General features: G+C 51.4%; 23 protein-coding genes and 1 riboswitch. Of the genes, 14 read left to right on the top strand and 9 right to left on the bottom strand.

Annotation, left to right across the window (positions count from 1 at the left end):
- Positions 1 to 194 precede the first annotated feature (194 nt).
- Both cysK and VFG09_00695 read left to right on the top strand, forming a co-directional pair.
- Entirely contained in the window at positions 195 to 1,130 is a 936-nt protein-coding gene (gene cysK / locus VFG09_00700; GenBank protein HET6513656.1) for a cysteine synthase A, read from the top strand.
- Between the two features lie 215 nt (positions 1,131 to 1,345).
- Positions 1,346 to 2,389, top strand: a complete 1,044-nt coding sequence (locus VFG09_00695; protein HET6513655.1) for a GGDEF domain-containing protein — start codon at positions 1,346 to 1,348, stop codon at positions 2,387 to 2,389.
- Between the two features lie 40 nt (positions 2,390 to 2,429).
- Here VFG09_00695 and VFG09_00690 read toward each other — a convergent pair whose 3' ends face one another.
- The gene (locus VFG09_00690; protein ID HET6513654.1) at positions 2,430 to 3,377 is read right to left on the bottom strand and encodes a hypothetical protein; all 948 of its coding nucleotides are present in this window, start codon (positions 3,375 to 3,377) and stop codon (positions 2,430 to 2,432) included.
- A 455-nt stretch (positions 3,378 to 3,832) separates the two neighbouring features.
- Positions 3,833 to 4,025, top strand: a riboswitch (cobalamin riboswitch).
- Positions 4,026 to 4,046: 21 nt separating this feature from the next.
- On the opposite strand from VFG09_00690, the gene VFG09_00685 reads away from it, so the two are divergent.
- From VFG09_00685 to VFG09_00665, 5 genes are all read left to right on the top strand, one after another.
- Entirely contained in the window at positions 4,047 to 4,286 is a 240-nt protein-coding gene (locus VFG09_00685; protein ID HET6513653.1) for a cysteine-rich small domain-containing protein, read from the top strand.
- Positions 4,287 to 4,480: 194 nt separating this feature from the next.
- Complete coding sequence (locus tag VFG09_00680) at positions 4,481 to 5,044, top strand: hypothetical protein (protein ID HET6513652.1); 564 nt, start codon at positions 4,481 to 4,483, stop codon at positions 5,042 to 5,044.
- A gap of 163 nt (positions 5,045 to 5,207) precedes the next feature.
- Positions 5,208 to 6,794, top strand: coding sequence for an efflux transporter outer membrane subunit (locus VFG09_00675; GenBank protein HET6513651.1), 1,587 nt, complete (start codon positions 5,208 to 5,210; stop codon positions 6,792 to 6,794).
- 58 nt (positions 6,795 to 6,852) lie between these two features.
- Positions 6,853 to 8,004, top strand: coding sequence for an efflux RND transporter periplasmic adaptor subunit (locus tag VFG09_00670; protein ID HET6513650.1), 1,152 nt, complete (start codon positions 6,853 to 6,855; stop codon positions 8,002 to 8,004).
- Between the two features lie 146 nt (positions 8,005 to 8,150).
- On the top strand, positions 8,151 to 11,273 hold the full coding sequence (locus tag VFG09_00665) for a multidrug efflux RND transporter permease subunit (GenBank protein ID HET6513649.1): 3,123 nt from the start codon (positions 8,151 to 8,153) through the stop codon (positions 11,271 to 11,273).
- Between the two features lies 1 nt (position 11,274).
- On the opposite strand, the gene VFG09_00660 is transcribed toward VFG09_00665, so the two are convergent.
- From VFG09_00660 to VFG09_00635, 6 genes are all read right to left on the bottom strand, one after another.
- Complete coding sequence (locus VFG09_00660; protein HET6513648.1) at positions 11,275 to 12,495, bottom strand: MFS transporter; 1,221 nt, start codon at positions 12,493 to 12,495, stop codon at positions 11,275 to 11,277.
- Between the two features lie 11 nt (positions 12,496 to 12,506).
- Positions 12,507 to 12,737 (bottom strand): ferredoxin domain-containing protein, encoded by a 231-nt coding sequence (locus VFG09_00655; protein ID HET6513647.1) that lies wholly within the window; start codon positions 12,735 to 12,737, stop codon positions 12,507 to 12,509.
- A gap of 26 nt (positions 12,738 to 12,763) precedes the next feature.
- Complete coding sequence (locus VFG09_00650) at positions 12,764 to 13,087, bottom strand: universal stress protein (protein ID HET6513646.1); 324 nt, start codon at positions 13,085 to 13,087, stop codon at positions 12,764 to 12,766.
- Between the two features lie 320 nt (positions 13,088 to 13,407).
- On the bottom strand, positions 13,408 to 14,373 hold the full coding sequence (chrA, locus tag VFG09_00645) for a chromate efflux transporter (protein ID HET6513645.1): 966 nt from the start codon (positions 14,371 to 14,373) through the stop codon (positions 13,408 to 13,410).
- 4 nt (positions 14,374 to 14,377) lie between these two features.
- Positions 14,378 to 15,385, bottom strand: coding sequence for a chromate resistance protein ChrB domain-containing protein (locus VFG09_00640; GenBank protein ID HET6513644.1), 1,008 nt, complete (start codon positions 15,383 to 15,385; stop codon positions 14,378 to 14,380).
- An 18-nt stretch (positions 15,386 to 15,403) separates the two neighbouring features.
- Positions 15,404 to 15,640: a hypothetical protein gene (locus VFG09_00635; protein ID HET6513643.1), complete on the bottom strand. Its 237-nt coding sequence runs from the start codon at positions 15,638 to 15,640 to the stop codon at positions 15,404 to 15,406.
- A 427-nt stretch (positions 15,641 to 16,067) separates the two neighbouring features.
- Between VFG09_00635 and VFG09_00630 the strand changes: the two genes are divergently transcribed.
- Both VFG09_00630 and VFG09_00625 read left to right on the top strand, forming a co-directional pair.
- Entirely contained in the window at positions 16,068 to 16,778 is a 711-nt protein-coding gene (locus VFG09_00630; GenBank protein ID HET6513642.1) for a YchE family NAAT transporter, read from the top strand.
- 166 nt (positions 16,779 to 16,944) lie between these two features.
- On the top strand, positions 16,945 to 17,898 hold the full coding sequence (locus VFG09_00625) for a hypothetical protein (protein ID HET6513641.1): 954 nt from the start codon (positions 16,945 to 16,947) through the stop codon (positions 17,896 to 17,898).
- A 19-nt stretch (positions 17,899 to 17,917) separates the two neighbouring features.
- Here VFG09_00625 and VFG09_00620 read toward each other — a convergent pair whose 3' ends face one another.
- Positions 17,918 to 18,208: a hypothetical protein gene (locus VFG09_00620; protein HET6513640.1), complete on the bottom strand. Its 291-nt coding sequence runs from the start codon at positions 18,206 to 18,208 to the stop codon at positions 17,918 to 17,920.
- 55 nt (positions 18,209 to 18,263) lie between these two features.
- Between VFG09_00620 and VFG09_00615 the strand changes: the two genes are divergently transcribed.
- Together VFG09_00615 and VFG09_00610 are read left to right on the top strand one after the other, a co-directional pair.
- The gene (locus VFG09_00615; protein ID HET6513639.1) at positions 18,264 to 18,554 is read left to right on the top strand and encodes an ATP-binding protein; all 291 of its coding nucleotides are present in this window, start codon (positions 18,264 to 18,266) and stop codon (positions 18,552 to 18,554) included.
- Positions 18,555 to 18,794: 240 nt separating this feature from the next.
- Entirely contained in the window at positions 18,795 to 19,457 is a 663-nt protein-coding gene (locus tag VFG09_00610; GenBank protein ID HET6513638.1) for a cation transporter, read from the top strand.
- A 209-nt stretch (positions 19,458 to 19,666) separates the two neighbouring features.
- Here VFG09_00610 and VFG09_00605 read toward each other — a convergent pair whose 3' ends face one another.
- Positions 19,667 to 19,816: a hypothetical protein gene (locus VFG09_00605; protein ID HET6513637.1), complete on the bottom strand. Its 150-nt coding sequence runs from the start codon at positions 19,814 to 19,816 to the stop codon at positions 19,667 to 19,669.
- 57 nt (positions 19,817 to 19,873) lie between these two features.
- Between VFG09_00605 and VFG09_00600 the strand changes: the two genes are divergently transcribed.
- The 3 genes from VFG09_00600 to VFG09_00590 form a co-directional block, all read left to right on the top strand.
- Positions 19,874 to 20,059 carry a hypothetical protein gene (locus VFG09_00600; GenBank protein HET6513636.1) on the top strand — a complete coding sequence of 62 codons (186 nt, stop codon included), beginning with the start codon at positions 19,874 to 19,876 and terminating at the stop codon, positions 20,057 to 20,059.
- A 230-nt stretch (positions 20,060 to 20,289) separates the two neighbouring features.
- On the top strand, positions 20,290 to 21,423 hold the full coding sequence (locus VFG09_00595; GenBank protein HET6513635.1) for an AAA family ATPase: 1,134 nt from the start codon (positions 20,290 to 20,292) through the stop codon (positions 21,421 to 21,423).
- Positions 21,424 to 21,680: 257 nt separating this feature from the next.
- The coding region (locus VFG09_00590; protein HET6513634.1) for a hypothetical protein at positions 21,681 to 21,874 on the top strand (194 nt) is incomplete at its 3' end.

The following is a 21,874-nucleotide window of genomic DNA, read 5'->3' as shown; positions in this document are numbered from 1 at the left end:
TTTCTTGTGACCGTGAGATTCGAGAGACCGTCTGCACGAAATGTGATTTCCTCGTTGATGGCTGTGATTTCAGGGAAGGGCTTGATGTTCCGCCCTGCGGCGGCTATACCATCATCGAGGGGCTTATGAAAAAAGCTGTATGAAGGCCGGGGCAAGGCATGTGTTTGCGCGAGAATCAGCGGGAGGAGGATAGTATGACAAGAATTTTTGAGGACATAACAAAGACGATCGGCGGCACCCCCCTGGTAAGGATCAACAAGCTTACGAAAGGATTGCCATGTGAAATCGTGGCAAAGCTTGAGTCTTTCAATCCCCTTTCGAGCGTCAAGGACAGGCTCGGTGTCGCGATGATTGACGCTGCCGAGAGGGATGGGATGATTGATAGGGAGACAGTGATCATCGAGCCGACAAGCGGTAATACCGGCATAGCCCTCGCCTTTACCTGCGCTGCCCGTGGTTACCGACTCATATTGACGATGCCGGACACTATGAGTCTCGAACGGAGGGCGCTCCTCAGGATCTTTGGGGCAGAGATCATTCTCACCGAGGGAGCAAGGGGGATGAAAGGTGCCGTGGACAGGGCTGAAGAGATTGCAAGGGAATATTCGAAAAGCTTTATCCCCCAGCAGTTCAGGAACAGGGCGAATGTAGAGATACACAGGAAGACAACGGCCGAGGAGATATGGAACGACACCGGAGGCAGGGCGGATCTTCTGATTGCGGGCGTCGGTACCGGAGGCACGATCAGCGGAATCGCAGAGGCGATCAAGCCGCGTAAGCGGTCTTTCCGGGCGATAGCGGTTGAGCCGGCGGATTCACCGGTGCTTTCGGGCGGAAAGCCGGGACCGCACAAAATACAGGGTATAGGAGCAGGCTTTGTCCCTGATGTCCTGAGGATGGATCTCGTCGATGAGATCATGCTCGTTGGCCACGAAGATGCGGGGAAAATCTCGAAAAGATTGGCAAAGGAAGAAGGTATCCTCGCAGGGATCTCCTCGGGTGCGGTGATGTGGGCTGCGCTGGAGGTCGCGAAGAGGCCTGACAGCAAAGACAAGCTCATCGTCGTGGTTCTCCCTGATACAGGAGAGCGATATCTTTCGACCTGGCTCTTTCAGGAGTACCTGAAATGAGAAATCCCTCACTTGCTGTCAATTATTTGGCTATTGCTTGAGGCATCACCATTCGCAATTAAAGATGAGCAGTATCTTGCTGTAAACTTCCTGTTTTAATTAAATAGTATTAAATATCAGCAGGTTATAATGCCTTTGCCTTATTTCCCGGCGAATCCTTTAACTTGGCATATTCTTTGCTTTAAAAAGCATAAGAGGAGGAGATAACTGCAAAAATGAACAACAAACCCAAGACAAGAAAACAACCGGAAGGGGTATCGGCAGAAACCGTCCAGTACATGCCACAGACTTCCTCAGCAAAATCAGGGGAGTCAGAGCGGAGAGACGCCCTCTATCGCCTGCTTGTTGAGTCGAGTGATGATGCAATATATCTCGTGGACAGAGAGTGCAAATATCTCTACATGAACAGAAGACATCAGGAGAGGTTGGGTCTGTCGGGAGAAGAGGTAGCAGGCCTGCAATACAGCAGGTTCCATTCTCTGTCTGAGACGCGGTATTTCGTCTGCAAGGTCAACGAGGTTGTTCGGACCGGCAAATCCGCTCACCATGTGCACAGGAGTCTCAGGGACGGAAGATATTTTCTTCGGACCCTGAGCCCTATCATGGGACAGGGCGGCGAGATAGAGGCTGTCTCTGTCATATCAAAGGATATCAGTCAGCTTAAGATGACGGAGAAGAGACTCCACAGTCTTTCAGTCACCGATGAACTCACAGGGCTCTTGAACCGGCGGGGTTTCCTGTCTCTGGCCGGGCAGCAGGTGAAGATATCTCACCGCCTGAAAAAAGGGATGTCTCTCCTTTCCGCCGACCTCGATGATCTCAAGAAGATCAATGATACCTTCGGTCACCAGGAAGGAGACGGAGCGATCATCGAGACGGCCAATATCCTCAGGGAGAGTTTCCGCAAGGCTGATATCATCGCCCGTATCGGCGGCGATGAATTTGTTGTTCTCCTCATTGAGCCGGCCTATGACGATCCCGATGTCTATGCCTCCAGGGTGCGGAGGATACTCGAGATACACAATGCTGAAAACAACCGCGGTTACCGGCTCTCCCTGAGCCTGGGCATGGCATCATGCGATCCCGATAGTTCCTATTCCATCCACGATCTGATCGCTGAGGCCGACAAGCTCATGTACGAACAGAAGAGAAAGAAGAAGAGGAGCAAGGTTCAGGCCGGTCCTCTGACCTGTCACGGGGAGATGCGGGCCGACCATTCCCTCTCATGCCGGGAGAATGATTTTTTTGTTCTCGCATGATGCCTGCCCTTAAACTGTCCTCTGCGCTGCCCCGGGAGATTTATGGGAATGCTGCTAGTGCGCGCAATGCCACCTTCGAAGCGTTCATGATATGCTGTTCATAATGGTCGATGAACCTGTCCTCGCGACGGTTATCGATTGCAACGCATACGACACCTGCCCTGTAGCCCAGAGCACCCATGAAATAAAGGAGAAAGTTTGCCTCCATCTCCATATTTTCTATCCTCAATCCTTTTATACCGGTGTCAACTAACGAAAGAATGCCGTCTATTTCGGGGACTGTCAGAGGGATCCTCGATACCGTTCTCCCCTGGTTTGCAAAAAAACCAGAATTGGTTACGGTTACCCCCCGCTTGAATTTTGCCCCAAAGTTCACGGCTTCACGTTCCAATGCTCCTGTGACATCCTGATGAGCCCTTGAGGCATAGGGGTGGATCTTCCCTTTGAAACGCGAGTGGAAAGGAATGGCACCGTCAAGGGCAGATCTGATCCTGCCTTCGAGGATTTCTAAGGTCTGCTCTGAAGAGGAGACATCGTAAAAGAATCCGGTATTCTCCAATCCGACAGCATACTCGGTGATAATAAGCGTGCCCAGTTCAATATCCGACTGAATGCTCCCCGAGGTGCCTACCCTCACTACGGTTAGCATATCGTAGGAAGATTTTCGCATCCCTTCACGAAAATCCATCTCATTGAGCGCCACGATCTCATTCAGTACAACCTCAAGAGAAGGTGTTCCCATCCCTGATGTTATGATCGAGACCCTCTGGCCCGTGTCCCGGACTATCCCTGTTATTGTCCTGAGCCCCCTATGGAGTCTGTCGATTTCTCTCCCGCTGAAACATTCTTCTACAATAAGAGGGACCCGTTCAGGATCTCCCACAATGAGAATATGCTTGGCCAGTTCGTCAGGTTTCAGGTCCAGATGATATACTCTACCTTCCACGATTGGAATGTCGGAAGGTTTAAAGAGAAGATCACGTTTCATCCTCTCCATCCTCATGCTTCAGAAAGCATATTTCCGCCGGTTCCTAACATTATCTCAAGAAGACGACGCATTTCACGATGAGGCATGTGGGTCAACCCTTGAGATGTCCTGGAGACAAGGCCCTTGGTTCCTACCTTCAAACATTCTTGCAAGCAAGGGCCATACACTATCTCAAGTACATGGTATCAGATCCTCTTCGTTTTTCAATTTGGCGTTCGCTGAAATCTTATCAGTAGGCAGAGGAGAGAAGGCAGACAGAAAATGGAGACCGAATCATCCTTGCGAAGCGTCCATACCCATTGCTTACGTCAGCCGGGCGTTATGATAGTCCGTGGCCATACCAAGTTTTGCAGGGACGGGACCTTGAAAAGCGTAAGAACATCTGCTATAAATACATACGTGATGATTGAGGCCTGAACTATTCTTCAGGAGGTGATCAAAGAGGGCACCAGGCGTTAACAACAGATATTCATGATTTACGGAAGTCAGGGAAGAGAGGTGCAATTCCTCCGCTGCCCCGCAGCCGTGAAGGGAACGAAAGCCAACCGAAGGCCACTGTCACGAGCTATATCGTGATGGGAAGGCGGGCAAGTAGACGAGCTTATATCGCCCTAAGCCGGAAGACCTATCCAGATCAACCACAACATTCCCGAGGGAGGAATCAACGAAATGAATTATAAGTATTTCGTTCATCGAGACTGTAGTTTCTATCCTTGCCACGATCTTCAGGAATGGAAATCGTGTCTCTTCTGCTGGTGTCCCCTTTATTTGCTCGACTGCGGAGGAGATTTCATCATGAGCAGGGGAATCAAGGACTGTTCGCACTGCGTCATCCCTCATAGGGAAGAAGGGTATGATCATATCCGGGAGGCCGTAGACGAGATGATCTTCCGTAAGGCACAGGTGTAAATGCCCGCTCAGTGAGGAGATGGTGAACAGTTCAAGGCCGGCCTTGACTCATATGGAAGTGTCAATTATCATCTAGTTAAGGCGGGCGGCAGCTACAATGTGCTATCGGACGGCTCTGGCGGGGTCAGGGAGCTCGACGCGCGTGGCGGGCATGCATGCTCGATGAAGTCGGTAATCATCCGAGGAGGAATGGTATGGATACCTTAATGAACAATGTTCTCGATACCTTAGGCGCGCACCCCGGGCAGGGCAGCGTTTTGGAGCAGGTCGAGAAACTCCTTCGGAGACAACAGCGGCGCAGGCTCTATGAGATGCTTGATCAGATAGACAGGAACAAGGTTCGGGATTTCGTTGTCACCCTTGAAAAATGCGTCCCGCAGATAGGAAGGAAAAGGCCCGCGTTATTGCGCTTCTCGTTGCCCGATTGGCAGGGATACGACGAATTATTCTGGCAAGCCCTCGGCGATTACGCAATCCTCGCCCTTCATCGCGTGAAGGACGTTGAATACAGTGTCACAAGGGCGACAATCAAGGTTCAATATTTCGCTAAACTGGAAGGGGCCACAAAATCTCCGGAAAGGATAGGCGAGATTATTCGGGGGATCGCGCACTTGATAGACATTGAGGCACTGCCGACGGACTTCACGCGCTTCCGGAGAATGACGGAAAGACGCGGAAGCCTGGGCGAGATGAGCAAAGAAGAAGCCGCGCTGATCGGGGCGGCTATAAAGCTCGCATTCGATCTGGCCAAAATATAACACCTGCCAACAAGCACCAGGTGTATTTCGAACGGAGTCCCGACCATCCGGAAGTGAACATCGCCTGATGGCGGGAGGCCTCTTGACTCTTTTGCAGATCATGATACAAACTATTTCTCTTGCGTAATTAATTTCTGAATTTCAGACGCAATTGGGGAGGCTGATGTCTATGCTCCTTCGCCCCATGATCAAACCATTCTGTTATGGTATTGCAGCGGTCTTCAGTTTGATAATATCCGGCTGTACGGTTGGCCCTGACTTTCAGCGGCCCGAAGCGCCGATAGAGTCGACATGGATCGAGTCAGGAGATAAGAGGGTTAACAGCGAGACCAGAGACTATCGCAACTGGTGGCAGACATTCAATGATCCGGTCCTGAACAGACTGGTTGACCAGGCCTACGACGAAAACCTGTCCCTGAAGATTGCCGGAGTGAGAGTGATCGAAGCGAGAGCCCAACTAGGTATTGCTGCCGGCAACTTTTATCCCCAGACACAACAGGCCGCGGGTTCGCTCAACTACACCAGGTTGAGCGAACAGTCAGCCCAGGCAATTCCGCCGTTTCAGTATTACCTGTCTCAAATAGGTGCGAATGCGAGCTGGGAGATCGACTTCTGGGGGAAGTTCAGGCGGGCGATTGAGTCGGCAAGTGCCAGCTGGCTTGCAACAGCCGCTGATTACGATAACGCCCTTGTGAGCCTCACGGCTGATGTAGCCAATTCATATATAAATATCAGGACCCTCGAAAAACGAATCGCCATCGCCCTTCAAAATGTGGAGACCCAGAAAGAAAGCCTGAAGATTGCTGAGGCAAGGTACCGCTACGGCACCGCATCGCTGCTGGATGTGGAGCAGGCCAGAACTCAACTTAACAATACCATGGCTTCCATTCCTTCACTCAAAGCCCAGCAGAGGCAACAAGAAAACGCGTTATGCGTACTGCTGGGTATGGCGCCGAAGGACCTGGCAGAAATGCTTGAAGGTCCTTCGGATATACCAGTCTCTCCGACTGAAATTGTCGTGGGAATTCCCGCCGATCTCCTGCGACGGCGGCCGGACATTCGGAGCGCAGAGTATCAGGCGATAGCACAAAGTGCCCAGATCGGCGTGGCCAAAGCGGAGCTCTATCCCGCCTTCTCTCTCTCAGGAGACTTCAGTTTTCTTTCGACCAGCGCCGGGAAATCCGAACTCAGCGACATGTTCAAATGGAGAAGCAGAACGATTTTGGCGGGACCCTCTTTCCAGTGGAATATTCTCAATTATGGCCAGATCACGAACAATGTCCGTGTCCAGGACGCCAGGTTACAAGAGTTGCTCATTGCGTATCAAAACACCGTCCTCTCGGCCCAGCAGGATGTCGAGGACAATCTGTCTGCGTTCCTCAGGGCCCAGGAGCGGGCCGATGACCTTGCGAGGAGCGCCGAGTCCGCAAAGAGCGCTCTCGATCTTGCGGTAAAGCAATACCGTGAAGGCGTAAAGGACTTTACCGCAGTGCTTCTGGCCCAGCAGTCTCTCTTGAATGAACAGGACAATCTCGCCAGTACTCTCGGCAATATCTCCACCAGTTTGGTTGGAGTCTATAGGGCCCTCGGCGGCGCTTGGGAAAGCCGGGAAGGAAGAGATCTCGTACCAGAGGGAATTAGGGAGGAGATGGCAAAACGTACCGATTGGGGCAGATTGTTAGCCCCTGCATCGTACAATCCACCACTTACGGAAAAACCCAGCTCTTCGATCAGGGCACCGGATTGGTAAAAGGACTTTATCATTCAGTATGAAATCAGAAGAACGGTATAAGCGTGAGGGCAGATGAATGGCATACAGGAAATACTTACATTTCATAATTAAAGGGATCACAGCCGCAGCGGTTTCCCTGGCTTGTCTTTTTTGCCTTGCCGGCTGCGAGAGGAAGGAAACTCACTCTTCGCCTCCACCCCCGAGAGTATCCGTCACTCAACCGCTGCAGCGTAACGTCACCTATTATCTCGAACTGACAGGCAATACGCAGGCCGTCAATACCGTACAACTTGTGGCAAGAGTCGCAGGATATCTTGACAAAGTGTTCTTCCAGGACGGGCAAATGGTAAAGAAAGGACAGTTGCTTTTTCTCATTCAGGAGAATACGTACATAGACAATCTGCACCAGGCAGAGGGGCAGGTACTGGCACAAAAAGCCCAGCTCCAATATGCACAAAGTCAATTCACACGCTACTCGAATCTTTTGCCTGACAAGGCTGCTTCGCAATCCGACGTAGACAACTGGCGATTCCAACGCGATTCAGCCGAAGCCAACCTGAAGACGGCACTCGCGAACGAGGAAGTAGCGAGGCTTAATCTGGGATATACGCGGGTCACTGCCCCTTTTGACGGCAGGATCGATCGAAGACTTCAGGATCCCGGCAACCTCGTGGGTTCTTCATCGTCAAATACCAACCTTGCACAAATAATTCAGATTGACCCTATCTATGTGTATTTCACCGTTGGTGATGCGGATCTGGCCCGGCTGATGAAAACTGCGCGCGTGATACCGGGAAGTGGTGTTGCCCTGAAATGGCCTGTTTTAATGGGTCTGGTCAGTGAAGAAGGCTACCCTCATCGTGGTTATATTGATTTTGCCGCTACGAACGTCTCCACATCTACCGGTACGCTCCAGCTGAGGGGTGTCTTCTCAAACCCCGCGGCCAATATAATGCCTGGTTTATATGCCCGTGTACGCGTGCCGCTCGAAACAAGGGTTGCAATGCTCATACCATCTACGGCAGCCGGCAGCGACCAGCAGGGCTCCTATGTACTTGTCGTCAACTCACAAAATGTAGTCGAACGCCGCAGCGTTAAGATTGGTCCATTGGAAGGTAATCTGCGGGTAGTTGAAGAAGGGCTTGCCGGCAATGAAAGGATCATTGTCAGCGCGTTATTGAAGGCTCGTCCGGGAAGCCCGATCACCCCAGTACAGGAGAAGAACTAATTGCAGGCTCTAAAGCGTTTAAATTTGTCATTCCCGCAAGCGGAGCGCGTCGAGAATCCTTCTGAAGAAAGATTCCGGACAAGCCGGAATGACAGATGAAGAGTGAATGTGGTTTCACTCAATGGTCTCAAGGTAAAGGATAACCGGTGATATCAAAATTTTTTATAGAGCGACCGATCTTTGCAAACGTTATAGCGATAATCACTATGCTTATCGGGATCATCTTCATCAACCGCTTACCGGTTGCCCAGTGGCCCCAGATCGTTCCTCCTACGATCCAGGTTACCACCCGCTATCCGGGTGCTAGTGCCGAAGTTATAGCGAACACTATTGCGACACCGATTGAACAAGCCGTCAATGGCGTGGAAGGTGCCATCTATATGTCTTCCACCAGCGGCAGCGATGGGTCCTATACCCTGACCATCACCTTCGACATCGGGACAGACCAGAATGCGTCGCTGGCGCAGGTGCAAAACCTTGTAAACGGCTCTCTGGCACAGCTACCGTCGGGCGCCACGCAGCAGGGAGTCACGGTCAGGAAAGTCTCTCCCAATATCCTGCTTGTCGTTAGTCTTTACTCCGATGACGACCGTTTTGATGAGATATATTTGTCCAATTATGGAGTAATAAACCTGCAAAACCCCCTTGCGAGGCTGCCCGGTATGGGCCAGGTAAAGGTCTTCGGCGCCGGCCCTTACAGCATGAGGGTATGGCTTGACCCAAAGAGGCTGCAGACCTTCGGTCTTAACACATCCGATGTTGTTAAAGCCATACAAGGCCAGAACGCCGAGGTTGCGGCTGGCCAGTTAGGCGTGCCGCCGGTCCCCCAGAATCAGCCCTTTCAGCTCACCATAACGGCCCTTGGCCGGCTGTCGAGTGAAAGCGAGTTTGAGAATATCATTATCAAGACGGTTGCGGGGCCACCTTCACAGATTGTGCGCCTGCGCGATATAGCGAAGGTGGAGCTGAGCCAGCAGAGCTTCAGCAATTTTGCCTGGGCTACCGGCCATCATTCAGCTTTTCTCGTAATGTTCTCCCTGCCTGATGCCAATGCCATCGCTGTGGCAGACAGCGTTTATGAGGCCATGGCGGACATGAGCAAGACCTTTCCGGCAGGCCTGAAATATACCATCCCGTATGACACCACCATTTTTGTCAGGCAAGCTATAGCCAAGGTATATGAAACTCTGTATATAGCCGCTATTCTCGTACTTACAGTGATCCTCATCTTTCTTCAAAGTTTCAGGGGCATGCTGGTCCCGGCTACTACCGTTCCGGTCACCATCATCGGCGCCTTTATAGCCATAGCAGCGCTCGGCTTTACCATAAACCTCATGACCCTGTTTGCGTTGGTCCTTGTCATCGGTATTGTGGTAGACGATGCCATCATCATTGTGGAAAACAGCTCTTACTACATTGAACGCGGCCTGCCGCCGAAAGAGGCCACAATCAAGGCGATGCAGGAACTGACGGGGCCTGTCATGGGCATTACGCTCGCCCTTGTTTCGGTCTTCCTGCCTGCTTCATTCCTGCCGGGCCTCACAGGACAGGTCTTCCGCCAGTTCGCGCTCGTGATAGCCTCCACGACTGTCATCAGCGCTCTGAACGCCCTTACACTAAAACCGGCGCAGTGCGCTTTATGGCTGAGGCCGCGCGGAGACAAACCGCCAAACTGGTTTTTCCGGGGATTTAACAGGGGCTTTCAAGCTGTGACTGACGGCTACCTGGCTGTCGTCACCTTTATGGTAAAGAGGGCGGTCCTGTTCTTCATCGTCTTTGCCGTCATCATCACGTCGACCTTCCTGGTCTTCCTGAAAAGGCCCACCGGATTTCTCCCGACCGAGGACCAGGGTTATGCAATTCTGCTCGCCGTATTGCCTCCCGGGTCATCACAACCGAGAGTGAAGCAGGTGGCCAACAAAATTAATGACATTTTGAAAAATTCTCCTGGAGTTGCCGCCTGGGCGACTATAGGCGGCTTCTCGATCCTGGACGGCGCTAATCTCTCGAACGTTTTAACCACTTTCTTACCTTACAAGGACTGGAGTGTGCGAGGCGCCGCTCTAAGCCAGGACGTTATTATCTCGCATCTAAACCGTGAACTTGCAGGCATTCAGGAGGCGCTTGCCTTTGTGGTGATTCCCCCCCCGATCCGGGGACTGGGGCAGACAGGCGGTTTCCAGATGATGGTGGAAGACCGGGGCAGCCTGGGCCTGGATCAGCTCAAGGCAGCAACGGATGAACTCGTGCAGGCAGGGAATACTAAGCCAGGCCTGCGGGGCCTTCAAACAACATTTGCTGTCGGCAACCCTCAGCTTTACCTGAATATAGACAGGACGAAAGCAGAGACTTTTCAGGTGCCCGTGGAGAATGTATTTAGCACTCTTCGGTCTTATCTGGGCTCCTCATTTGTAAACCTGTTTAATAAATACAACCAGGTCTTCCAGGTATATGTACAGGCTGATGACCGCTACCGCCTTCAACCCGAGGATATAAAAAACTTATATGTGGCTAATTCCAATGGCGATATGGTGCCTATGGGGGCCTTGCTCGATGTCAAACAGGCTCAGGGCTCCGAGCTGATAACGCGCTATAATCTTTATCCGGCTGCTGCCATTTTCGGGTCCGCTGCGCCTGGATTCAGCTCGGGCCAGGCCATAACTTTCATGGAGCAGACGGCAGCGCAAAAATTGCCCGAGGGTATGGGGTACGACTGGACATCCTCCAGTTTCCAGGAAAAAAAGGTCGGCAATCAGGCCTACTTCATTTATGCTCTTTCGATCATCTTTGTGTATCTGGTGCTGGCAGCCTTATACGAGAGCTGGACATCGCCTGCGGCGGTCATACTGGTCGTTCCCATAGCGCTTACAGGGGTCTTGCTGGCCCTCACCATCCGGGGATATGACAACAACCTTTTTACCCAGGTGGGCCTGGTGTTGATGATAGCCCTCGCAAGCAAAAACGCCATCCTGATCGTGGAATTTGCGCGCGACTTGCGCAAAGGAGGAATGACAATAACCGAGGCGGCCATAGAGGCGACCAGGCGCCGGTTCCGCCCCATCGTTATGACCTCTTTTGCCTTTATATTGGGTGTGGTTCCGCTCATTGTTGCCTTCGGGGCTGGTGCCGCCAGCCAGCGGTCCATCGGCACGGTCGTTTTTGGCGGCATGATCTCTTCGACCCTTCTGGCCATCCCGTTTGTGCCGGTATTTTACGTGGTCGTGGAGAGATTAAATGAACGCTTGAGAAAAAAGAAGCATAGCACTTAGACTACGTTTTGCTGACTTCACCTGCTTTTGGATGTACGGTCAATACAAATATCGGCACGGCCAACAAAAGAACCGCGGCCATCGCCCGGAATGAAAAAAGATAGTCATGCCGTGCCAGGAGAAAACCGGCGAGGATCGGGCCTGATGCATGACCCACGTCAAATATTGTCCCAAAGGTCCCCATGGCGGTCCCGACGTGCTTCTCTTTGCAGAGATCAGCTACAAACGCCGCTCCTGACGAAGCAACAAGCGCCTCACCGAGACCGAAAAAAGCTGCTGTTGCCATGAGCTGATAGAAACCTTTGAATACGGGTATCAGCCCAAAGGAGACCGCGCAGGTGAGAATCCCAACGCTTATCAATGCTTTCCTCCCATACTTATCCGACGTCCTCCCCATAATCGGCTTCGAGAGTATTGTCGTCACCACCTGCACTCCCCAGAGGATACCCGCCTGGAATTCATTGAGACCGACAACCTTTACTGCATAGACAGGCAGAAAGGCCTCCATGGCACCCATCGTCATGTTCTGAAGTCCTTCTATTCCGGATGTGATCGCAATCCGTTTATCGCTTATTACCTCTCTTATTCCTGAAATAAACTTCAGGGATGCTTCCTTGAGTCCTCTCCCATCAGATGCTGATTTGTCTCCTCGCAGTATTTTAATAGCTAAAATAAGAGAGAGAAGACCTGCAAAACCGCTTGCGAGATATGCATACTGAAAGTCAGTCAGGGAGGGGTCTGCTGCCCTCGGACCTCTATGGAGGATGAAACCTCCGAGGGGCGCACCAATGAGGTTTCCTATGATAGTTACCGACGAAAACCATGAAAGCATCTCTCCCTTCTTCGTACCCGCTATATCTGCAACAACTGCCATCGAGACCGGCCCGTAGATCGCGGTGGCGAGACCATGCACGAACCTGATGACGATCAACAGGTTGTAATCTTTCACGAGGAGATAGGTGAACGGCATGAAAGCGAAAAAGAGAAGGCCGATCATCATCGTCCTCTTCCTGCCTATCACATCTGATAACGCACCGGCTGGAAGCTTGAAGAATATCCCCGTGACCGTTGATACTCCTACCGCAAATCCTATAGCCTCAGGCCCGGCGCCGAGATAAAGGGAGAAGAGTGGAAGCACCGGGCTTCTTGCAAGTGCGTACGACAGTCTGGCAAAGAAGCCCACAGAGCATAGTGAGGTAAAAGGAGAAAGTATGTTATCCATCACCTTGTCCTTTAATGCTTCACCGGGGTCTGCCGGTCATAGTAGATACTCTTTCCTGTTATGCTTACCGGGATGCCCATTACAACCTCACCTTTGATCAGGCCGATAGCGCGAGCTGTTGCTCCGACACGCTGCTGAACCCTATTGTCTACGTTTAAGATGCTTGCGGTCTTGGCAGCCGACGAAAGGGCTACGCCAATGTCGATCATTCTCATCACGCAGTGAGGGCCTGCGTATCCCATTTCCTTTGCCCGAATCTGCTTTCTTCTCAGTGGCTTTCATCCACGATGGCTTGAGAAGCCTCTATTGATTCGTGGAAGATAGTTTCACACGCCAGTCCCTCTTTTGCCGCCCGTGACTTAACGGATTCAAGATGGGCTCTTGCCTCTTCTTCCTCTTTTTTTTCAAAGACGTTGGAGCCTATGGTCTCATATTCGGGGTTTGTCTCAAGCACCATGCATGCGTAAAGTTTGCTTGAACATTTCGATGCGAAGCTGATAGCCTCCCGAATCGCTCCTTCGCTGTGCAGGGAACTGTCGGTCGCTAGGATTAACTTCTCAAGTTTTCCAACAGGACAAAATTGTGCGCTCATGGTCTTTCTCCTTTTCCTGTTAGAGAATCTGTTTCCATATGTGCCCAGCCAATGCCGAGCCGATGATAACAGGGGCATGCCCATTTGAACCTTGTCATACCGATGAAGGCTACTATCGAGGCCGCAAGCGCACACCACTCGACCCGCCCGTTTCCGGCAAAAGAGTATGGGGCGCAAAGTTCACTGCCAGATTGAGGATTACACCGACCACCGCAGCGGTCATGGCTGCCAGGGCGGAAGAGAGTTTTATGTTCCTGCGGAGCGGATCTAATGTAAGGCGCACCGATGAATATCCAGAGCATTGACGGCACGAATGTGACCTATGTGGCAAGCAGCCCACCTATTGCGCCAGCAAGACCAGGGGTGATACCAGGTGTATGCAGATATGCAGCAACATAGGCTACAAACTGATTCACCATGATAAGTGGGCCTGGGGTTGTTTCCGCAAGGGCGAGTCCGTCCATCATCTGCTCGGGGCGGAGCCATCCATAATGATTCACTGCCTGCTGGCCGATATAGCCGAGCACCTCATAGGCCCCGCCGAAGGTCACTACGGCGGCTTTGCTAAACAGAATGCCGATACGAACAAGAATCGAGTCCCACCCCTGCCACAACCCAAGAAGAATGATCGGAGAGAACCACAAGATAAGGCCGAATGCGGCGATCCGCATAGCACGGCCCCATCCGCCGGATTCTGAAGTGTGCGCAGTTTCGAATGTCGCCGGGCTTGTTGCAGTTGATAGGCCTGAGAGCCGGTGATTGAGCACATACCCGATAATGCCTGCGCTGAAGACTATAAAAGGGAATGATACGTTTAGAAAATAGATCGCAATGAACGATGAAGCGGCCAGAATAACAAGACTACCGCTCCTAAGGGACTTCTTACCGATTCGGATCACGGCTTCAGCAACAATCGCAGCCACCGCCGGCTTAAGGCCGTAAAAAAGCGCCGCTACTGCCGGAATCGTACCAAAAGCGGTATAGACCCAGCTCAACACCCAGAGTATGAAGACTGACGGTAGGACAAAGAGGACCCCTGCGGCAATGGCCCCGGGAGTCCGCTTGAGTGTCCAGCCTATGTGCGTGGCCAGCTGCTGGGCTTCCGGGCCTGGTAGAAGCATACAGAAATGTAGGGCATGGAGGAACTGGTCTTCAGGCATCCACTTCTTGTTTTCGACAATTTCTTTGTGCATCATGGCGATCTGACCTGTGGGGCCGCCGAAGCTGATGAACCCCAGCCTGAACCAGTAAAGGAATGCCTCTCTGAACGATACTCCCGGTGTCATTGTGTCATCCTGCCTTTGACAAATAAAGCATCTCGAAGACCGACATGCCTTTTTCCAGCAGCTCCGTATCATCCTTCACAGATTTCCGGAGACCGGAAAGGATCTCCTCAAGACCAACGGTTTCTGCATTACTATATTTGTCGTCCTTGATATCGATCTCATGTACAATCTCAGCGATTTTTCTCGCGGTCTTGTCCTTCAACCCGAATGCCTTAACGAGGACCTCAAAGGTGCAAAGGTCACCCAGATGGGTAAACGTCCCTTCGCTCACATCAAAGGTGACATGACCCTTGCCGACAGCTGCCGGAAGCTCGCTCTCGTCAACGAATCTGAATGTAGCGTTCTTGTCGATGAACCTTTGGATCAGCCATGCCGAAGCCATTCTGTCGACAAAGGGCTTCTTGCGCGTGATCCAAACCTTTCCCTGGTAGTCTTCGAGCCTTCTTGAAGGCACAGCAGCAGGTTTTGCCTCAGGTAGAGCACCGGGGAGGCCTTTCGTTAAAGTCTTCAGGACGTTGAGTCTTGATTTGAGGGCAGCGCCGATCCTTGAAGAGAAGAAGTCTGTCCTCAAGATTTCCTCATAGCTCTTTGATGCCTTGGCAATCTGTTCCGAAAGCGTCTTCAGGTTCTGAGACTTTGACCCCTTCCTGATACTGTTCACTCTTATCTCAAGGTCTGCAATGGTTTTGCTGATAGGTTGATACTCGGCCTCTTTGTGACCGTTAAGAAGGTCAACAATCTCCTGGTCCTTCATGGAATCGATAGCCTCAACTCTGGTAAATGCCGCTTCTCCACCCATTGAAGAGACTTCCTCGACGAGCCACTGGAAAAACTCATAGTGCTCTTCGTTCATGGGAAGAATATAGACCGCCCCCTTGACCTGCGCGGCCCCTGCCTTCGAAAGCTTCCGCCATATCTTCATGCGGTTGCTGACGGGCTTGGAGGGCACACTATAAAAGAATAAGAGCCAGCCCTTTACCCTGCCCATATTCTCTCTATCAGTCCCTTTCATTGGGTTCGCCTTACACGGTTAAGCCCTACCTGCGCAGAAGTCGGGTAAGCAGCAACCTACGGGCCGCTTGCTGTCTCCTGAGTCGCCACCCATAAAATCCCTTGCGGTGTTGAGTTCACCTGCCCCGGTAAAGGTGATGGCTGTGAAAAGGCTCTCAATCCGCACAGTGAAACGGCCTGAAATATTCTTCATATGCCTGATCTCCCTCTCTTCTGCAAAAGCTATGTCGACGAACATCTTCTCGGTGTTATGCATGATACTAATGTAACATTTATAACATTAACTGTCAAGTAAAAAATTCAATCGATGTTCACCACTTGCCGGTGTTCCGTTTCAAGAGGCATGCAAGCGCGCCGAAGCCGAAAACCTGAGACTGTACGACCTCAACCATGGCTTTGAAAACGCTGATGCTCAGGAAGACGAGAAACCTTGCGGACATTCAGTACGTTCTGGTCACAAAGACCCTCGCACTGGGGAGAGGTCTTGGGGTCCTGTATCTTGCATTACCGGCCCTATTTATCCTTCTGCTTATTTAACCCTGCCGGTTTCATTCTTCAATCCAGTGCAAACCCGTACAAAAGAGCCTTCTTCTCAAAAAACCGCTGACGACCCGAAGCATATTCTGGCCCAAGACTTGTGGGACGGACAGCCCTTTTGGGAATGGCCGTCAGGTGCTCAAGACATGTCGTTCGATGCGTCTCCCTTCGTATTGTATAATGTTTGTAAGACTGTAACGCTGCGTCTCAGGCATGCCATGACCGAATGGACCGGATACATAAAGATCTTTACGACGCTCCTGGCGATCGTGAATCCGCTCGGGGTTGTTCCGATCTTCGTCAGTCTCACTGGGGAGATGGGAGAGACCGGGCGGCGGTATATCGCGCGGACGGCGAGCGTCGCCGTCGCCGTAGTGCTGGTGCTCGCGACGGTCCTGGGAAAGCCCCTCCTGAACTTCTTCGGGGTGAGCATCGCCTCGTTCAGGGTCGGCGGCGGCATTCTTCTTCTTCTGATGGCGATCGAGATGATGCAAGCGAAGCACACCCAGAGCAAACAGACCTCCGAAGAGGCAGAGGAAGCTGAGGAGAAGGAGAGCATTGCGGTAGTGCCGATCGCGATGCCGCTTCTGGCAGGGCCGGGGGCGATATCAACGGTGATAATATATGCCGACCAGTCGTTTCATCATCCCCTTCACCTCGCCCTGATCATCGGAAGCAGCCTCATCGTGGCGCTTCTCACCTGGTTTTCGCTCAAGGCCGCGATCCCGGTCAGCCGCATGATGAGTAAGACAGGGATCAACGTCGCAACCCGGCTGATGGGGCTCCTGCTGGCCGCAATCTCGGTTGAGTTTATTGCAGACGGGCTAGCCCAGCTCCTGCCAGGACTGGCGCGATAGGCAACAGGATGTGTGTGACAATTGAAGGACGTTGGTTCATAGCGTGCATTGCTTATTTATCCATATATTTTTCGGCCCTCGATATGGCCCGGTTGACGCTTGATGTGTTCACTCCCAAATGTCGTACTCCCGGTATCTGTATGTAAAGTTCTACCCCAGGAACTCCATGGAGTTTTTCCTTGATGGACACATGGAGGCCTTCAGGGAGACCGAGGGAGTGGCCGCCACCAACCGCTATGACAATCTCAAGAGTGTGGTCATAAGAAGAAAACCTGAGGTTGCCTATAACGCCCGTTTTCTGGACTTCGCAAGGCACTATGGATTCTCTCTTTATGCCTGCAATCCCGGCAAGGCAAACGAAAAAGGCAGGGTCGAGAGGGTCATCAGGGATATCGGCGCATTCATTGGGACCAATACCTTCAGAGATATTGAGGAGTTGAACAAAAAGACGGGCCTGTGGCGCATCGAAAGAAACAACAGGGTCCATCGCACGACAGGCGTGAAACCCGTCGATGCCCTGAAAAGGGAACGGCTCAAGGGGCTTCCCCGGATATCGTACAAACCCTACCGGGTGCAGCCGGCCGTAATCAGCACCACCGGTTTTGTGTATTTCGACACCAACCGGTACTCGGCGCCTTCTTCCTATAGCGGCCAAGCGTGCGACATCCTGGCCTATCCCCAGCGGATTGAGATAGCGGTAAAGGGGAAGAAGGTGGCTGTACATCCCCGGTCGTTTGAGAAAAAGGCAAAGATAGAGAACCCTTCTCACCGGGAGAAACTCCTGGAGAGGACTCCGCACTTCAAGCACCAGCGCATGTATCAGCTCATGAAGGCCATGGATCAAAGCATAGCGCAGTTCCTAAACTACGCGGAAGATGAAGGACAAGACCCTATGGCTGTCGCCCATGGGCTGTTCAAACTCCTCAGGGGCAGCGCAAAGGAAACAATCATTTCGGCAGTCAAAGAGGCGATCGGCAACAAGATCCATAAACTGACCTATGTGCAGAGTCTCCTTATGCCAACCGGGTATCAGCAAAACCCTGTGCATCCGCAGGATGTCGGGCTTCTCAACATCGACTACGAAGGGAGGAATCTCAGCGATTATGATGAACTTATCTGAACTGTGGAATCACTTCAGATTACTCTCTGATGTGACCGCCCTGTCCGAGCAGGACAAGGAGTTCCTGCAGAAGTTCCTTACTGGGGAATATCAGCGAAGACAACAAAAACGGATCGAATACCTCATGAGAAGATCCGGCATTAAGAGGGCCAAGCTGATGGACGACTTTGACTGGAAGTTCAATCCCAAGGTCCCCAGGACTAATATCCTGGAGTTCATGCATACCCAGTGGCTGACGAAACCAAGCAATCTGGTCATCATCGGGCCTGCCGGGGTCGGCAAGACTCATATCGCAACCGCCCTGTGCCATGATGCGCTCTCAAAGGGGCATCAGACGATCTTCCTGAGCCTCTTTGGCCGGCAAGATGGCCAGGGCAAAAACCCTCTACAGCTTCGTGGAGTTCTATTCAAAAGTGCATGTCCTTTGTCTCGACGAACTCGGTTATGCCATGCTCACCAAGGAACAGGCCGACTGTATCTTCCAGATTATCTCGAAACGAACAGAAATTGGTACCACCATCGTTACCACAAATCTGGTGCCGTCACAATGGGGAAAGGTCTTTGACTCTGTGACTGCCTCTGCGATTCTCGACAGACTAACCATGAACGGCAGATTCATCACTTTTGAGGGGAGGTCTTATAGAAACAGGCAATAGCCGCCAAATTGAAAACTCAACCGGGTAGTCTCGCAACTGAACTGCTCCATGAATCAGCTCGCCCCGCGCAGAGCTGTTTGACGGTTGCTCGCGCCCAAACCCTTACTGGCTCCGAGCCACCGCCGCCATATTCGGCTCTTTTCGAACGCCGCCAACAGAGGTTCGGGGTCGAGCCGAAGGAGAGGAAGAGGAGGAAGAAAGGTTGAGACATAACTGTTGCGAGTCCATTATCATAGAGATATGGAACTGACATTCATCCGACCCGTTCAAGATAGAAGCCGTTTTTATAAATGGGCATCAGCCCTTGCCCTTATCACCATTTTCTACAACTTCCTTGAAGGGGGCGTTTCAGTCTTCTTCGGTCTTCACGATGAAACCATAGCCTTGTTCGGGTTCGGACTTGATTCCTTTGTTGAGGTAGTCTCCGGCATGGGGATATGGCATATGATCAGACGAATGAAGCAAAGTGATGCTGTTAATCATGACATCTTCGAAAAAAGAGCACTGCAGATAACAGGAGGAAGTTTTTATGTTCTTGCCGTTGGATTGGTAGCTACTTCTGCCCTGAACATTTACAGAGGGAGCAGACCAGAGACAACCTTTTGGGGTATTGTCGTCTCCCTCATTTCTATCCTGTCCATGTGGCTTCTTATCCACTACAAGATGAAGATCGGTAAAGAATACAATTCCCAGGCATTGATAGCGGATGCCAACTGTTCGAAGACATGTATGTATCTGTCAGTCATCTTGCTTGTTTCAAGCATCGGGTATGAGGTTACGGGGATAGGTATGATTGACTCCCTTGGTGCAATCGGCATTGCTGTTTTTTCTTTTAGAGAGGGCAGAGAGGCTTTTGAAAAATCCAAGGGCAAATCGTGTGGATGTCAGGGAGAGTGTCATTAGAAAGATTATCTTACCACCTCTGCTTTCTGCCACTTTTAGAAGATAGGAGTAGGCACTTTCCCCAGCCTGTGTCCTCCGGCGAATCCTTCAGGTCGTGAATGACAAGATAGTGAAAATTGAGGGACGTTGGTTCATAGCGTGCATTGCTTATTTATCCATATATTTTTCGGCCCTCGATATGGCCCGGTTGACGCTTGATGTGTTCACTCTCAAATGACGCGCAATCTCCGCGCCTGAAAGTCCAAGCTCTTCGCTGCCCCGGCTGGCTTGTCGCGGCATGACAACAGGATATCGAATCCCCTTCCGCCTGTCAAGAGCAATGCGCTCTGAGAACCAACGTCCCTAAAATATGTTGTCATTCTTGCCTTATTATTTCACTGATATCAGGACCAGCCTGCAATCACACTGGGTACTGTATGCGCCCTTTTGATATGCTTGGTGATCGCTTCCATGGTTGCGGGGTACTTTTCTCGATTGATCTCGCCGCCGCGGTGGTCGCGTTTCTCTTTGTGGCCGCCATGTTGGCTTTCATAGGAGCACTCTTGGCATTTCTGAGAGAGATCCTTATCGCCTTGAAAGCGGGTTTCGGCCATTTTTCGTAAATGGGCAACTGGCAACGGTTCCAGCAAAACCAGTTGATATTAAAGCAGAAAAGGCCATTCTACGTATTCCGGGTATTGCGGTCAAATCTACATAAAAAGCAGAAAACTACTACAATTCTACGACAGTAAAAAATGTCAGTCTGACCTCAAAGTTCGCTCTTTTTATCGAGTCTTATAGTCTTGAAATTTATCTGCAATTTGGATATTATACTTCCATAAATGGACATAAAATGGAAACTCTAAAACGCTTTCTAAAGCCGGAAAAGCAAAGCTTCTTTCTCCTCGGGCCGAGGGGCACAGGGAAATCCACCTTTATCAAAAAGACCTATCCGCAGGCCTTATACCTTGATCTCTTGCTTCCCGAGGTCTTCAGGAATTACACCGCGCGCCCGGAGAGATTAAAAGAACTGGTAGACGCGCATGAGGGGAAAAAAGCGGTCGTGATAGACGAGGTGCAGAAAGCGCCACAGCTTCTCGAAGCGGTGCATAGCCTCATTGAAGAAAAGAGAGGACTCCAGTTCATCCTGACCGGCTCAAGCGCGCGGAAGTTGCGCAGGGGAGGCGTCAACCTCCTTGCCGGCCGGGCATTAATGAAACATATGCATCCCTTTATGGCGGCCGAGCTCAAAAATCTGTTTGAACTGGACAAGGCCCTGCAGATCGGCACGATACCGCTTGTCCTTAACAGCGCAGACCCGATGGCGACACTTCAGGCCTATGTGGATCTCTATCTGAGGGAAGAAGTCCAGATGGAAGGGCTCACGAGAAACATCGGCAACTTTACCAGGTTCCTGGAAACAATGAGCTTTTCCCACGGTTCTGTCCTGAATATAAGTAATGTGGCGCGCGAATGCCAGATAGAGCGCAAAGTAGTGGAAGGCTATATCGTAATACTGGAAGATCTGCTCCTCGCATTCAGAATCTCGGTGTTTGCAAAGAGGGCGAAAAGGGCGGTTGCCTCCCACCCGAAGTTCTATTTTTTCGATGCCGGCATTTACAACGTCCTTCGGCCGTCCGGTCCTCTTGACCGACCCGAGGAGAAATCAGGCGCCGCACTCGAAGGACTGGTGGCCCAGCACCTCAGGGCATGGATAGATTATTTTCATCCCGGCTGCGAACTCTTCTATTGGAGGACCAGCGCCGGATCTGAAGTCGACTTTATTGTATACGGGAAGAATATCTTCCAGGCGATAGAGGTAAAAAACTCAGCTACCATACATCCCCAGGACCTCAGGGCGCTTAAAGCATTCGGTGAAGACTACCCGGAGGCAAAAAGACTCCTCGTTTACCGGGGGAGGGAGAGGCTGTTGAGAGATGGCATTTCCATTGAGCCCGCCGATGAGTTCCTCCCTGGATTAATGTAGAACCGGAAGATTCCGGAAAAACCGTCCGGCAATCAACGGAGACTGATCTTCTATTTGTTCGTTTTTTCGTTTGCTGGATAATGCCGTTTGTTCACTTTGCTTGTTTGCTCGTCAGTGTAAAAGCCTCTTGTCTGTTTTTTCCGGCTGTGTATTTCGCCGATTGTGAGGGGGTACAATCAAAAAGTGTGTAAATAGATAGCAGGCGGTGTATCCTTTTAAGTTGACCTGGAAATCAACGAAAGGAAGGAGACACCACCATGAGAAAGGGTATCACCGAGACGGCAAGGCCGTCAAGCGCGACGTACGAGGCATTAGAGGAGATGGTTCGAGGAAAGATGCAGGAATACATCCAGACCATTTTAGAAGATGAAGTCGAGTCATTTCTCGGGAGGCGGAAGTCTGAAAGACTCAGGATGGTTGATGGCACGTTGGGGTATAGGAACGGCCACGG

The sequence above is a fragment of the Thermodesulfovibrionales bacterium genome (assembly GCA_035686305.1).
Taxonomy (GTDB): Bacteria; Nitrospirota; Thermodesulfovibrionia; order Thermodesulfovibrionales; family UBA9159; genus DASRZP01.
This window is presented reverse-complemented; position numbering and strand designations above follow the sequence as displayed.

Excerpts from the sequence above, each read along its gene's own strand:
- cysK (HET6513656.1), top strand. The coding sequence starts at position 195 with ATGACAAGAATTTTTGAGGACATAACAAAGACGATCGGCGGCACCCCC.
- VFG09_00695 (HET6513655.1), top strand. The coding sequence starts at position 1,346 with ATGAACAACAAACCCAAGACAAGAAAACAACCGGAAGGGGTATCGGCA.
- VFG09_00690 (HET6513654.1), bottom strand. The coding sequence starts at position 3,377 with ATGAAACGTGATCTTCTCTTTAAACCTTCCGACATTCCAATCGTGGAA.
- VFG09_00685 (HET6513653.1), top strand. The coding sequence starts at position 4,047 with ATGAATTATAAGTATTTCGTTCATCGAGACTGTAGTTTCTATCCTTGC.
- VFG09_00680 (HET6513652.1), top strand. The coding sequence starts at position 4,481 with ATGGATACCTTAATGAACAATGTTCTCGATACCTTAGGCGCGCACCCC.
- VFG09_00675 (HET6513651.1), top strand. The coding sequence starts at position 5,208 with ATGTCTATGCTCCTTCGCCCCATGATCAAACCATTCTGTTATGGTATT.
- VFG09_00670 (HET6513650.1), top strand. The coding sequence starts at position 6,853 with ATGGCATACAGGAAATACTTACATTTCATAATTAAAGGGATCACAGCC.
- VFG09_00660 (HET6513648.1), bottom strand. The coding sequence starts at position 12,495 with ATGGATAACATACTTTCTCCTTTTACCTCACTATGCTCTGTGGGCTTC.
- VFG09_00655 (HET6513647.1), bottom strand. The coding sequence starts at position 12,737 with ATGGGATACGCAGGCCCTCACTGCGTGATGAGAATGATCGACATTGGC.
- VFG09_00650 (HET6513646.1), bottom strand. The coding sequence starts at position 13,087 with ATGAGCGCACAATTTTGTCCTGTTGGAAAACTTGAGAAGTTAATCCTA.
- chrA (HET6513645.1), bottom strand. The coding sequence starts at position 14,373 with ATGACACCGGGAGTATCGTTCAGAGAGGCATTCCTTTACTGGTTCAGG.
- VFG09_00640 (HET6513644.1), bottom strand. The coding sequence starts at position 15,385 with ATGAAAGGGACTGATAGAGAGAATATGGGCAGGGTAAAGGGCTGGCTC.
- VFG09_00635 (HET6513643.1), bottom strand. The coding sequence starts at position 15,640 with ATGCATAACACCGAGAAGATGTTCGTCGACATAGCTTTTGCAGAAGAG.
- VFG09_00630 (HET6513642.1), top strand. The coding sequence starts at position 16,068 with ATGTCGTTCGATGCGTCTCCCTTCGTATTGTATAATGTTTGTAAGACT.
- VFG09_00625 (HET6513641.1), top strand. The coding sequence starts at position 16,945 with ATGGAGTTTTTCCTTGATGGACACATGGAGGCCTTCAGGGAGACCGAG.
- VFG09_00620 (HET6513640.1), bottom strand. The coding sequence starts at position 18,208 with ATGGCACAGGGCGGTTGCGATATGAGTCTTGCCGACCCCGGCAGGCCC.
- VFG09_00615 (HET6513639.1), top strand. The coding sequence starts at position 18,264 with ATGGCCAGGGCAAAAACCCTCTACAGCTTCGTGGAGTTCTATTCAAAA.
- VFG09_00610 (HET6513638.1), top strand. The coding sequence starts at position 18,795 with ATGGAACTGACATTCATCCGACCCGTTCAAGATAGAAGCCGTTTTTAT.
- VFG09_00605 (HET6513637.1), bottom strand. The coding sequence starts at position 19,816 with ATGACAACATATTTTAGGGACGTTGGTTCTCAGAGCGCATTGCTCTTG.
- VFG09_00600 (HET6513636.1), top strand. The coding sequence starts at position 19,874 with ATGCGCCCTTTTGATATGCTTGGTGATCGCTTCCATGGTTGCGGGGTA.
- VFG09_00595 (HET6513635.1), top strand. The coding sequence starts at position 20,290 with ATGGAAACTCTAAAACGCTTTCTAAAGCCGGAAAAGCAAAGCTTCTTT.